Source organism: Capnocytophaga sputigena, from assembly GCF_002302495.1.
Lineage (GTDB): Bacteria > Bacteroidota > Bacteroidia > Flavobacteriales > Flavobacteriaceae > Capnocytophaga > Capnocytophaga sputigena.
On the sequence record NZ_CP022379.1, the window covers coordinates 1,167,888 to 1,180,738 of the forward strand.

General features: G+C 39.6%; 11 protein-coding genes. 6 read left to right on the forward strand and 5 right to left on the reverse strand.

What is annotated here, in order from left to right:
* Positions 1–2: 2 nt before the first annotated feature.
* From rny to CGC57_RS05065, 5 genes are all read right to left on the reverse strand, one after another.
* Positions 3–1,571, reverse strand: coding sequence for a ribonuclease Y (gene rny / locus CGC57_RS05040; RefSeq protein WP_095898228.1), 1,569 nt, complete (start codon positions 1,569–1,571; stop codon positions 3–5).
* A 237-nt stretch (positions 1,572–1,808) separates the two neighbouring features.
* Entirely contained in the window at positions 1,809–2,099 is a 291-nt protein-coding gene (locus CGC57_RS05050) for a cell division protein ZapA (protein WP_095898229.1), read from the reverse strand.
* Between the two features lie 2 nt (positions 2,100–2,101).
* Positions 2,102–2,395, reverse strand: a complete 294-nt coding sequence (locus CGC57_RS05055) for a hypothetical protein (protein WP_095898230.1) — start codon at positions 2,393–2,395, stop codon at positions 2,102–2,104.
* Between the two features lie 169 nt (positions 2,396–2,564).
* The gene (locus tag CGC57_RS05060; RefSeq protein WP_095898231.1) at positions 2,565–4,094 is read right to left on the reverse strand and encodes a RagB/SusD family nutrient uptake outer membrane protein; all 1,530 of its coding nucleotides are present in this window, start codon (positions 4,092–4,094) and stop codon (positions 2,565–2,567) included.
* 12 nt (positions 4,095–4,106) lie between these two features.
* Positions 4,107–7,178: a SusC/RagA family TonB-linked outer membrane protein gene (locus tag CGC57_RS05065; protein ID WP_095898232.1), complete on the reverse strand. Its 3,072-nt coding sequence runs from the start codon at positions 7,176–7,178 to the stop codon at positions 4,107–4,109.
* Between the two features lie 176 nt (positions 7,179–7,354).
* On the opposite strand from CGC57_RS05065, the gene CGC57_RS05070 reads away from it, so the two are divergent.
* The 6 genes from CGC57_RS05070 to CGC57_RS05100 all read left to right on the forward strand — a co-directional run bounded on the left by CGC57_RS05070 (position 7,355) and on the right by CGC57_RS05100 (position 12,828).
* Positions 7,355–7,957, forward strand: a complete 603-nt coding sequence (locus tag CGC57_RS05070) for a nitroreductase family protein (RefSeq protein WP_095898233.1) — start codon at positions 7,355–7,357, stop codon at positions 7,955–7,957.
* Positions 7,954–9,006 carry a dual-specificity RNA methyltransferase RlmN gene (gene rlmN / locus CGC57_RS05075; RefSeq protein WP_095898234.1) on the forward strand — a complete coding sequence of 351 codons (1,053 nt, stop codon included), beginning with the start codon at positions 7,954–7,956 and terminating at the stop codon, positions 9,004–9,006. Before CGC57_RS05070 ends, rlmN begins: the two co-directional genes overlap by 4 nt.
* Before the next feature lie 117 nt (positions 9,007–9,123).
* A complete protein-coding gene (gene rseP / locus CGC57_RS05080) occupies positions 9,124–10,455 on the forward strand; it encodes an RIP metalloprotease RseP (protein WP_095898235.1) in 1,332 nt (443 codons plus the stop codon).
* Entirely contained in the window at positions 10,456–10,938 is a 483-nt protein-coding gene (locus tag CGC57_RS05085; protein ID WP_095898236.1) for a hypothetical protein, read from the forward strand.
* Entirely contained in the window at positions 10,935–12,062 is a 1,128-nt protein-coding gene (locus tag CGC57_RS05090; protein WP_095898237.1) for a DUF2062 domain-containing protein, read from the forward strand. The genes CGC57_RS05085 and CGC57_RS05090 overlap by 4 nt, the downstream gene beginning before the upstream one ends.
* A gap of 421 nt (positions 12,063–12,483) precedes the next feature.
* On the forward strand, positions 12,484–12,828 hold the full coding sequence (locus CGC57_RS05100; RefSeq protein ID WP_232034029.1) for a hypothetical protein: 345 nt from the start codon (positions 12,484–12,486) through the stop codon (positions 12,826–12,828).
* Positions 12,829–12,851: the final 23 nt, after the last annotated feature.

The window sequence follows — 12,851 nt, forward strand, 5'->3', positions numbered from 1 at the left end:
CACTATTTTGCGATATTCACAGCGCGAGTTTCACGGATTACCGTTACTTTCACTTGACCTGGATAGGTCATATCAGTTTGGATTTTTTGTGATAAGTTGAATGATAGTTCTGCGGCTTTATCGTCGGTTACTTTTTCGCTTTCTACGATTACGCGTAACTCACGACCTGCTTGAATAGCATAGGCTTTTTTCACACCTTGGAAAGTGAAGGCTGCATCTTCAAGGTCTTTGAGACGTTGAATGTACGAATCGAGTACTTGGCGACGTGCTCCTGGACGTGCTCCACTGATAGCATCGCATACTTGTACGATAGGTGAAAGTAATGAAGTCATTTCAATTTCATCGTGGTGCGCCCCAATAGCGTTGCACACTTCGGGTTTTTCACCATATTTCTCTGCCCATTCCATACCGAGGAGTGCGTGAGGGGTTTCGGTTTCCACTTGTGGCACTTTACCGATGTCGTGCAAGAGTCCGGCGCGTTTAGCGAGTTTAGGATTTAAGCCTAATTCGGCTGCCATTACCCCGCAGAGTTTGGCTACCTCACGTGAGTGTTGCAAGAGGTTTTGACCATAAGAAGAACGGTATTTCATACGACCCACACATTTCACCAATTCGGGGTGTAATCCGTGGATACCGAGGTCAATTACGGTGCGTTTACCTATTTCAACGATTTCTTCTTCTATTTGTTTGGTAGTTTTTTCAACTACTTCTTCAATACGTGCAGGGTGGATACGCCCATCGGTTACGAGTTTGTGCAATGACAAACGAGCAATTTCACGGCGTACTGAATCAAAGCAAGAGAGGATAATAGCTTCGGGGGTATCATCTACAATGATTTCGACCCCTGTAGCTGCTTCGAGGGCACGGATGTTGCGCCCTTCACGACCGATGATGCGACCTTTCACCTCATCGGATTCGAGGTTGAATACTGACACACAGTTGTCTATTGCTTCCTCAGTGCCTATACGCTGAATGGTGTTGATGATGATTTTGCGTGCTTCTTGATGAGCGGTGAGTTTGGCTTCCTCAATGGTATTTTGGATATAAGCCATTGCATCGGCTTGCGCCTCACTGCGAAGAGAGTCGGTGAGTTGTTTTTTAGCTTCCTCGGCGGAGAGTCCAGAGATAACTTCGAGTTGTTGCACTTGGCTTTTGTGCAAACGTTCGATTTCTTCTTGTTTTTTGTCGAGAGTTTGGAGGCGGAAATCAGCTTCTTCAGTTTTCTTTTCCAACTCGTCTTTAAGGCGTTTGTTTTGAGCTAACTCATTGGATACTTGAGACTCTTTATCACGAATACGTTTTTCAGCCTCTGCCATTTTTTTATCTTTGGCAGCGATTGTTTTTTCGTGTTCGGCTTTTAGTTCGAGGAACTTTTCTTTAGCTTGGAAGATTTTGTCTTTTTTAATGTTTTCGCCTTCAACTTTAGCATTTTTTAGAAGAACGTCGGCTTCATTCTGAGCGTTGAGAATAATTTTAGAGGCGTTCTTCTTTTCCAGCACTTTGGCGATAGCAAACCCTATGGCAAGGGCGATAATAAAAACTGCAATACTTATAATAACTGTACTATCCATCTTGTTGATTTAAAAAAATAAAATATTAATATAAAAAAATGCCTATATTGATTAATGTGTTTCACGTAAAACTCTGAAAAACAGGTTTAGGGATACTCAGTAGGTCAAGTATCCGGCAACTGAAGACCGGCGCGCTTTAGCTACTGTAACTCACCCTTTTGTGAAATGTTAATGTTGAGTTTACCGAAAGGACAATCAATATAGGCAGTAAGTTTTTGTATGTAAATGTACGTGCTTTTACCCTATTTGGTTTAGGGTGTTGTATACCTTTTGCAGGGTATTTTTGAGGGTTTCATCTTCTTGTGTTTCATTGAGGCGGGTTTGTTCTATTTGTCGTGCTAAGGTGATAGCACACATAGCCAGTCCGTCTTGTTTATCGCGCAATTGATAAATGGTTTCAAATTCTTGAATCATATCATTTATTTTTTTAGCGGCTTTTCTAAATCCCTCTTCTTGAGCTGGGGCAATGGTAAGGGGGTATAGCCTATCGGCTACTGAAAGTTTGATTTTCAATTCGTCCTGTTCCATTGCTATTGTTTTGTGAGCTGAACAATACACGCGTCGATTTCACGGATGAGTGCATTGATTTTCAGTTTAGTTTCTCTCTTGTGTTCTTTACTGCCTAATATACGGTTAGCGATGGCGAGTGTTTCGTTTTTTTCTTTTAGTGTAGTGATGGTGCTTTGAAGTACTGTTTTTTCACTACGAAGTTCCTCAATGGTTTGCTTTAGCTTGCCATTTTCTTCCCTAAGATTTTGAAATTGGGCTTGTAGGGCAATAGCTTTTTCATCTAATAAGGCTACGAATTGTTTTAAATCACTCATCAAATAGCGAACTTTGTATATTTGGGGCAAAAATACAATATGTTTTTATAAAAAGCAATTTTTTAGTAAATAAATATTTTTTGAATAGATAAGAGATAAGAGGTAAGAGGTAATACAATAAAGGCTGTCCTAAAAATAGAACAGCCTTTTATTTTTGATTTTCAAGAAATTACCAACCTGGGTTTTGTTGCCAATTGGCTCTACCTTGTTCATATCGGATGTCGCTTGGAGGAAGAGGCCAAGTCATTTTGTAATTTCCTGCGGGGACATTCAATTGATAATATTGATCAGGATTATCTGAAATAATGAGGTTTAAGTTTTGAGGTGTACCGCGTACCACGCCTAAGCCCCAACGCCTAATATCTGCCATACGGAAGCCTTCGAAAGCAAGTTCGCGGTTGCGTTCGTTTTGAATCTCTGCCCAAAGGTCGGTATAGGTTACACTACCGATACCACGTGCAGTGCGCAATCTATCTAAGTAGATTTTAGCATTGGCTTGATCACCATTCTTATAGGCTGCTTCAGCGGCTATAAGATATGTTTCGGCAATGCGGAATACTTTAGGGCGGTGAAGGTAAGTAGGGTCGTCATTTGCAGAACTTTTCAAAGTATTATTATCAGGATACTTAGAAACTAAATAGATATTGTCGTACTTTGTGCTACCATAATTAGCAAAAAGTTTTTTGATATAGATATCTTTTCTAAAATCGGCATCGTTGAACAAATCTACAAAAGTTTGAGTAGGAATCATTTTAGGGTAATACCCTAAAACTTTTTGTGTAAGCCAGCTTCTATCTTCACCTAAATACACATCATTACCTTTAGGCAATTCGGCGATATTTCCTTTGTCGTAACGGGTAAATAGGAGCGTAATATTTTCGTTAGTAACATCTTTATCCCATATATTTTGCAATGTAGATGATGAAGTTGCTAAAGGATAAGTGCCTGATGAAATAAGCTGACTTGCAGCTTGATAAGCTCCTGCCCAATCTTCTTTATAAAGCAACACTCGGGCTTTAAGGGCTGCTACTGCATCTTTAGAGAAAGTAGTTTTACCTACACTACCTCTTACATTACCCAAAAGCTGTTCAGCACGTGCTATATCGGCTAAAATAAACTCGTAAGTTTGTTTTACAGAGCTTCTGTTAGGAAAATCATTGATTGTAGGTTTATCAAGCAGAGGCAATCCATAGGCTGATTCACCATATACAGGGCAATAGTGAGTTACCAAATAAGTATAATAGTAAGCTCGTGCCAAGTAAAGTTCACCCATATTCTGGTTGATTTGTGCTGTAGAGGTTGCGGCTCCTTGTGCTGATATAGGAATTGTAGGAATTCCTTCCAAAGCTATATTTATATCTTGTATAGCACTGAAATAACTTTGCCATATAGAAGCTGTAGCACCATTTGAAGAGGTGAAAAGAGTCCAGTTATGAAAATTGGTTACCAAATCGGATTCACCTTCACGACGAGCCATATTAAGGAAATCGGCTTGTATATCGGTGGAGTACATTGCACTTCCATATACATTTTCGCGCAAAGTGGCATACATTCCATTTACCCAAAACTGTGCATCTTGCAGGCTTTTAAAAGAGTTTTTTTGACTGAGCTCTTTATAAGGCTCTTGTTCAAGGCTAAAACAAGCGTTTAGTAAAAACGGAATGCTTATTAAAATGAGTATTTTATAAATATTTTTCATCGATTTATATTTTTAAAAGTTAAGATCTATACCCAAGGTGAACTGACGAGAAGGTGGATATCCGCCTAAAGAGATAGCGCTAGAGGACTCTGGATCAGGCCCTTCATACTTGGTAAAGGTAAAGATATTACGAGCCGTAGCGTGGAAACGTACCCCTTCAAAGAATTTCACTTGGTCAATCACTTCTTTAGGCAAGCGATAGCTAAGACCGATGCTTTTCATACGCACATACGAAGCGTCTTGTAAGAGTCGTGAATCTAAGCCATAAACAAAAGCATTAGAAGTAATTTTAGGGTGACGAGTTTCGTCGCCAGGTTTCTTCCAATAATCAAAGACATTTCTACTTAAATTTGAGTAACCGAAACGTGCTGGGTTTTCGGTATAACTTACGTCGTAGTTCATCATATATCTACCCAAAGAAAATGAGAAAGCCATATCTACTGTGAAAGTTTTGTAATTGATACTCCATCCAAAACCTCCATTGATAGGTGCTTGCATTTTCTTACCTGTAGTTTGTATGAGTTTATTGGCATCATAGGCGTTAGTTATTTTATTATCATCGGTTACTTGTTCCATACGGTCTTCACCTGGCACATAGTATTCGGTTTCACCTGTTGTAGGGTTTACACCTTTGCGTATCACAGCCCCCCACTCAAGAGGACGGCCTATTTTATAACCAACTCCAGAGACTCCCACATCTGATATTTTATTACCAAAAAGAGAAGTTACTTCTTGCTTGTTGTAATTGACATTGAAATAAGGACGGATAGAGAGATCGTTGTTTTTACTTCTATACACTACTGATGAGAAAGTAAAATCGATACCTCGGTTGCGCATACCTCCTGCATTGTCAAAGAACTGATTTTGACCACTGGTACTATTCAAGGAACGGCTAGAAAGCATATCGTAAGTTTCACGATCGTAGTATTCTATATTAAACGAAGTACCTCTATCAATCACAATGTTAAGACCTACAGTAGTTTTGCGTTGTTCTTCCCAGTGCAAATAAGGATTCCCTAAAGCAAAAACACTATACCCTACTTTTTCTTCATAAAAATCATCAACTTTTATACTTGTAAGATGTTTGTAGCCTCCTCCTATAGAGTTTCCTGATAGACCTGTACTAAAACGCAAGTTCAAATCACTAAGCCATTTTACTTCTTTTAGGAATTTTTCTTGTTTGAGTTTCCACATTACCCCTACAGCCCAAAAGTTACCATAGCGATGTCCTGCTCCAAAACCAGAAGAACCATCACGTCTGCCTGATAAGTCTAAAAAGTAACGATTGTTATAAGAGTATTCAAATCGCCCTAAATAAGAATTGAAGGTATTAGCACTTTTATCATCTTCTATTACTTTATTTTTATTTCCTTGCATAAGGGTAGAAAGTCCATCGGCTGCTTGTCCATAGGCAGTTACAGTTACATTTTTAGCTGTGTTTTCTATAGACTCTTGCCCTATCAAAAAGTTGAAAGAGTGTTCCTTTTTGTTTCCTAACCAAAAGCGATACTCTAAGGTATTGGTAAGTGTTTTTCTAAGAGACCTATCTGTAGAAAAACGAGTGAAAGGATTTGATGTAGGAGCAGGTACACGTTGTCTATAATTCAAGAAAGAAGGCAATTCTTTAGCTTCACTATCAGAATAACCGTACTGTATCCCTCCTTGTGTTTTGAATATCAAGTTTTTGATAGGCTCAATAGTGATGTAACCAGAAGGCAAAAAGTCATCACTAACTGAGGTTCTTGGGTGTTTCTCGGCATAATACTCGGGGTGATAAAAACCCATAGACGAGTTACGTGTAATACTTGTGATATAGTCTTTTCTTGATCCATCAGGATAGGTAGGAGAATAAAAAGGCAAAGCAGTTACACGTGCGGTGATATCACCGCTACTACCATCGCGTTCACTATGTCCTGCCGAAAGTGAAAGTCCTACTTTTAGCCATTTAGTAACACGTGTATCTATATTTGTATTTAGGGTATAACGTTTGTAATCAACTGATGGGTTACTAGATCCTTCTTGGTTGAAATAGCCTAAAGAAAGGTAATAAGAGGTGCTTTCGGTACCTCCTGAAAGAGAAACATCGGTACGTGACATTGGCACAAAATCACGGAAATAGATTTTATCCCAACGCGTGTTGTACGGATTTTCTTGCAATATTTTATTAGCTGCAGCTTCAGCTACTTCACGAGTAGAGCCCATTCTGCTCATACCAGCTGCCGAGATAATAGATGTAGGGTCTTTTTCAAGCCAAAAATCCATATACTCACGTGGTGTCATCATATTATCAAAGAATTTACGACTGGCACTAGTAAGTGCTGAAAAACCAAGCTGATGACTAACTGTGATACTTGTACGTTCGTTGCGACGTCCTTTTTTGGTGGTAATTAATATAACCCCATTGGCAGCACGTGCTCCATAAACAGAAGTAGAAGCGGCATCTTTTAATACAGTAATAGTCTCTATATCATTAGGATTAAAGTCGCTCATCACACTGCTACTCACAGCTACACCATCCATTATATACAAGGGTTCGTGAGTATTTTCACCTCTTTGAACTGCTTGGAAGTTATTGTATCCGTGAATGATAATCTCGCTATTGCTGCCAGGACGACCAGAGCTTGAAGAAACCACTACCCCTGCCAAGCGTCCTTGCAATGCGTCCGAAACACTTGCCACAGGAGCGTTATTCAAGTCTTTACTGCTCACTTGGGCTACTTGTGCTACTGTACGGCTGGCAATTTTAGGAGCACCATAACCGGTAACCACCATCTCTTCTAGTTCTTGCACATCGTCTTTAAGAACAATATCCACTCGCTTAGTGCTTGCAGTGATTTTCTTTTCAACAGTTTTCATTCCCAAAAATGAATATTGCAGTACTTCACCTACTTTGGTTTGAATCTCGTACTTTCCATCCATATTGGTAGCAGCACCGCGCTGGGTGCCTTTAATCAATACTAATACGCCTAATAAAGGCTCGCCTTTTTCATCTTTTACAGTACCTGTAACTTCTATATTCTGCGCGACCATCGCAAAGGAAGCTGTTAAGAAGAAAATCCACGTATAAAATAAATTTAGCTTCATCTTTCTGTTTTTAAACGTTTTTAGGGCGCAAAGATAATAATAATTTAGAAATTTGCAAATTACAACTGTTAATTATCTAATCAATAATCAAACAAGCAAACTGATAGCTAACTACTAATTTGGTTATTTGTTAATTACGCCGTACATTTGCCGCCTGAAACTAAAAAACAATTACTATGGATTTCCTACAATTAGCACAAAACCGCTATACTACTAAACTCTACAGTTCTAAACGCGTGAGTGATGAGGATATTGCTAAACTTAAAGAGATATTGCGCCTTACCCCTTCGTCTATTAACTCACAGCCTTGGCAATTTGTATTCATAAGCGATGAGGCTACCAAAGAGGCTTTTGCTAAAGTATCGTTTATCAACGAAGAACGCATTAGACAAGCAAGTCATTTAGTGGTGTTTATGGCGAATAGTGCTTTGCCTTCATTTGAAGAAAAACTCGCTAAAGCCTCTACCGAAGCAGGCGTTGGCTTTTATCACAAAGTGCAGAAACCTAAAGGTGATGTAAGTCTTTATGCATGGATGAACAACCAAGTGTATATCTCTTTAGGATTTTTCCTGAGCGCTTGTGCTTCTATGGGTATTGATAGCACCCCTATGGAAGGTATTATCAACACTGAGTACGACAAACTTTTAAATGAACCTCAATACACTACGCTTTTTGCTGTGGCAATAGGCTACCGCGACCCCGAGGACAGCAATCAGTTGCACTTGCACCCTAAATCGCGCTTGCCTTTAGAAGACGTAGTAAAGGATTTTAAATTATGATGCAAAAACGCGACATACGCGCTCTTACTAAGGAAGAACTCCGCACTTTTTTTGAGAGTAATGGCGACAAGGCTTTTCGCGGCAACCAAGTGTACGAATGGTTGTGGCAGAAAGGCGTGCATACTTTCGAGGCAATGACCTCACTGCCAAAAGCTACACGCGAGATGCTCGCTGAACACTTCAGTATCAACCACATCAAAGTAGATGTGATGCAACGCAGTAACGATGGTACCATCAAAAACGCTGTGCGCCTGCACGATGGTTTGCTGGTAGAATCGGTGTTAATTCCTACCGATACCCGCACGACAGCCTGCGTATCGAGTCAGGTGGGGTGTAGTCTCAACTGTTCGTTTTGTGCGACAGCGCGCTTAAAACGTATGCGCAATCTCCTGCCCGATGAGATATTCGACCAAGTGAAGGTAATCGATGAGCAGAGTCGCGCTTTTTTTGGTCGTCCGCTTTCTAACATAGTGTTTATGGGAATGGGCGAACCGCTGATGAACTACAACAATGTACTGAAGGCAATCGACAAAATCACTTCGCCTGAAGGCTTAGGAATGTCGCCTAAACGCATTACGTTATCCACTTCGGGTATACCCAAATTGATTAAAAAGATGGCTGATGATGAGGTAAAATTCAAATTGGCAGTATCTTTGCATTCAGCCATTGGTAGTGTGCGCACGGGTATTATGCCTTTCAATGAACAATTCCCGTTAGAAGAACTACGTGACGCTTTGGCATATTGGTATCAAAAAACTAAAAACCGCATCACCTACGAGTATGTGGTGTGGAAGGGTATCAACGACCAGAAAAAGGATGTAGAGGCGCTGATAAAATTCTGTAAGTTTGCCCCTTCTAAAGTGAATCTGATTGAGTACAACCCCATAGATGATGGTGATTTTCAACAAGCCGACCCTAAAGCACTTGAACTTTACCAAACGATGCTTGAAGCAGCAGGCATTACCGTTACCGTTCGCCACTCACGTGGCAAAGACATCGATGCTGCCTGCGGACAATTAGCGAATAAGAAAGTGAAAAGTGAAGAGTGAAAAATGAAAAGTGAAGAGTGGTATAACATTTGTGTTGCATCACTTATTGTCATAAGAATCTATCACATATCCAGCTACGCCAACTCACTAACTTTACCTGTTACCTAAAACCTGAACATGGAAGTATTTTTAATAAAAGCGGCTCAACTAATTCTGAGTCTTTCAATTTTAGTAGTCCTACACGAATTAGGACATTTTATCCCTGCTAAACTCTTCAAAACAAGAGTAGAAAAGTTTTTTCTTTTCTTTGATGTGAAGTTTTCCCTCTTCAAAAAGAAGATAGGTGAAACTGTATACGGCATCGGGTGGCTACCACTGGGTGGCTATGTGAAGATTGCCGGTATGATTGATGAGAGTATGGACAAAGAGCAAATGGCACAACCTCCACAGCCGTGGGAGTTCCGCTCTAAACCTGCGTGGCAACGCCTTATCATTATGATAGGCGGAGTGACCGTGAATTTGCTCTTAGGATTCTTTATTTACTCAATGATTCTCTTCGCTTGGGGGCAAGATTACCTCAAACCCGAAGGTGTGAAAGATGGTTTTGCCGTTACTCGCACTATGCGTGCTTATGGTTTCCAAAATGGCGACATTGTAACCGCTATTGATGGCAAACCTTTGGAGAATGTATTGGAAGCCAGCAAACACATTTTGTTGCGCGACCCCAAACAGATTACCGTACAAGGTATTGACGGGAATACACGCACCCTTTCTCTCCCCGAAAATATAGGTAAAACCCTTTATTTACGCGGTGAAACAGCTCCTTTTAGCATCAAAACAAAAGCTATTATCGATACCGTTATCCCAGAATCACCAGCGGCTAAAGCAGGCTTACAAAAAGGCGATAAATTAGTAAATATTGGCGGAGAACCTATCTATTATTTTTCGGATGTACCTCCTGCCCTTACAATGGCTCCTGAGGGTACTCCCATGAGTGTGATGATAGAACGCGACGGAGTAGCCAAAGAACTAAAAATAGTTCTCGGTGAAGAGAAAAAAATGGGAGTTTCGGCAGGACAACGAGAAGGCGAAGTACAGCTTTCACATAAAAACTACTCTTTAGGAGCTGCCTTAAGTCACGGAACTGCTTATGGTTACAATGTGTTGCGCGACTATGTTTCGCAATTTAAATTTGTATTCACTAAAAAAGGAGCAAGTGAAGTAGGAGGTTTTGGCTCTATAGGCAAACTTTTCCAAGATAATTGGAACTGGCTTTCTTTCTGGCAAATCACTGCCTTCCTTTCTATCGCTTTAGCCTTTATGAATATCTTGCCTATACCTGCTTTAGACGGCGGACACGTGGTATTCCTCCTCTATGAAATGGTAACAGGCAGAGCGCCTAATCAAAAAGTATTAGAATACGCTCAAATGGTAGGATTTGTAATCCTCATTGCTATCTTGCTATATGCCAATGGTAGCGACTTGTATAGAGCAATATTTAACAAGTAAATGAAACACATCTACTTCATCATATTATTCTTGAGTTTGGGGGTTCTGCAAGCGCAGAGCCTTGAAAAGGTGCGCGCTGCCTATATTACGGCTTCCGATAGTAAAGAGAACGCCACAGCTTTTGCAGAGCTGATAGCCAATGCTCCTACCACCGATGTGGTGCTAAGTGCCTATAAAGGGGCAAGCAAAATGATATTAGCCAAATTTGGAGGGGGTAGAGTAGCCTTGCTCAAAGAGGGCAAACCGCTGTTAGAAAACGCCCTCAAACAGCAACCTCAAAATGCTGAACTCCACCTCATACGCCTCAGTGTACAAGAACACTTACCCAAAGTAGTACCCTATCGCAACAACATCACTGCCGATAAGGATTTTATACTCGCACACTACGCTCTGCAATCCCCTGAACTACAAAAACATATAGCAGGGTTTGTAAAGAAGTCGAAAGTATTTAACGATGAAGAGAAAAAGAAAATGGGACTATGAACTATTGCGTTTTAATTCCTACTTATAACAATGCTAAAACCCTCGCTCGCGTGATTGATGGGGTGTTGCGCTATACCTCTCATATTATCATAGTGAATGATGGCGCAACCGATGCTACTCCCGATATACTCGCTCGTTACCCCCAACTCACTATTATTCATCTTCCTAAGAACAAAGGCAAAGGCAATGCCCTGCGCATAGGCTTTAACAAAGCCCGTGATTTAGGCTACGACTACGCCCTTACCATTGACTCCGACGGACAACATTACCCCGATGATATCCCCGTATTTATAGCCGCTATAGAAGCTGAAAATGAACCTACTCTGCTGGTAGGTAGCCGCAATATGACTCAAGATGGCGTACCTAAGAAAAGTAGCTTCGGACATAAATTTTCTAACTTCTGGTTTCACCTCGAAACGGGGGTGAATCTCCCCGATACACAATCAGGATATAGGTTGTATCCTTTACATCACATCCCTAAAAAATATTATACCGAAAAGTTTGAGTTTGAAATAGAAATTTTGGTGCGTAGCAGTTGGAATGGGGTACAACTAAAGAATGTACCTATACAAGTGTTGTACGACCCCGAGGAACGCGTTTCTCATTTTCGACCTTTCCGCGACTTTATGCGTATCAGCTTGCTCAACAGCGTGTTGGTACTCATCGCGCTTTTCTACATCAAGCCGCGTAATTTCTTTAGAGATGCCAAAAAAAAGAGCCTCAAACGCTTTATCAAAGAGGATATATTAGAAAGCGACAGCAGCGATAGTGTGAAAGCTAGTTCGGTAGCATTAGGTGTATTCTTTGGCATTGCACCTTTTTGGGGGTTTCAAACCATACTTACTATCACTTTGGCAGTATTCTTCAATCTGAATAAAACTCTGGCTTTTATCTGCTCTAATGTGAGTATCCCCCCGATGATACCTGTGCTTATTTTTTCTTCTCTTAAAATAGGTACTTTTTTCGTGGGAGGCACCATTCTGCCACAAGGCGACCTCACAGCAATGGAATATATCCAAAACAATTTGTTACAATATTTAGTAGGGAGTTTTACTTTGGCAATTAGCGCCTCATTATTGTTAGGGTTGCTCACTTATGGATTGTTGAAATTGAGAAAAAGATAATTTTTTACAAAAGGCAACTGATGCTTATTCCTCATTTATCCCTTATCCTTTACATTTTTAGACCCTACAGTACCTTGCTTATACTTTCTTTGCCCTGCCAATCCACGTTGGGAGCTTGTGCTGAGAATAAAAGAACTCAAAAAGAAAGTGACAAAACAATTCAAAATAAAATAAATGATAGCAAAAGAATATATCCCTATTTATATTGTATTAATAGTTCTTACAATTATTTATATAAAGGATAAAAGAAAGAAGAAAAATGATGACAACCCAATGAATATAGCAAGGGTATTTGATTCATTCATACTAATAATAATACTTTTGGGATTAATTATATTATCTATTTTTAAATAATAGGCTATATTCCAGATAGGTAATGTTCTAAATATGTGGAAGAAATATAGAGAAAATTAATTTTACTATGAATATACAAAGGGAAAATGGAATTGATGAAGTGAATTGTGCTTTCAGAATGCTGAATATGAGTCTTGATCAATTTATTGAGATACAACATTCAATGGTAAGTTTAGATTTAGACTTTGAGGTGAATGAGGAGCATAGAAACATTATTATAGATATGAATCACAAAGAAGATGTCTATACAATTATTCAGCTTTGTGAAAAATTCAATATAAAAAAAGGAAATATATATTGTTCTATTGTATCATCTTATGATAATGGAGGTTTTAGGCTTCCTTCGTATATTATGTATTTGATAAAAGAAATGCAGGAAATAGAATTGGATTTTTCATTTGTGGTGTGTTGATAATGAATTAAATATGTTAAAAG

Excerpts from the sequence above, each read along its gene's own strand:
- rlmN (WP_095898234.1), top strand. The coding sequence starts at position 7,954 with ATGATGCAAAAACGCGACATACGCGCTCTTACTAAGGAAGAACTCCGC.
- CGC57_RS05065 (WP_095898232.1), bottom strand. The coding sequence starts at position 7,178 with ATGAAGCTAAATTTATTTTATACGTGGATTTTCTTCTTAACAGCTTCC.
- CGC57_RS05055 (WP_095898230.1), bottom strand. The coding sequence starts at position 2,395 with ATGAGTGATTTAAAACAATTCGTAGCCTTATTAGATGAAAAAGCTATT.
- CGC57_RS05100 (WP_232034029.1), top strand. The coding sequence starts at position 12,484 with ATGAATATACAAAGGGAAAATGGAATTGATGAAGTGAATTGTGCTTTC.
- CGC57_RS05090 (WP_095898237.1), top strand. The coding sequence starts at position 10,935 with ATGAACTATTGCGTTTTAATTCCTACTTATAACAATGCTAAAACCCTC.
- rny (WP_095898228.1), bottom strand. The coding sequence starts at position 1,571 with ATGGATAGTACAGTTATTATAAGTATTGCAGTTTTTATTATCGCCCTT.
- CGC57_RS05085 (WP_095898236.1), top strand. The coding sequence starts at position 10,456 with ATGAAACACATCTACTTCATCATATTATTCTTGAGTTTGGGGGTTCTG.
- rseP (WP_095898235.1), top strand. The coding sequence starts at position 9,124 with ATGGAAGTATTTTTAATAAAAGCGGCTCAACTAATTCTGAGTCTTTCA.
- CGC57_RS05070 (WP_095898233.1), top strand. The coding sequence starts at position 7,355 with ATGGATTTCCTACAATTAGCACAAAACCGCTATACTACTAAACTCTAC.
- CGC57_RS05060 (WP_095898231.1), bottom strand. The coding sequence starts at position 4,094 with ATGAAAAATATTTATAAAATACTCATTTTAATAAGCATTCCGTTTTTA.
- CGC57_RS05050 (WP_095898229.1), bottom strand. The coding sequence starts at position 2,099 with ATGGAACAGGACGAATTGAAAATCAAACTTTCAGTAGCCGATAGGCTA.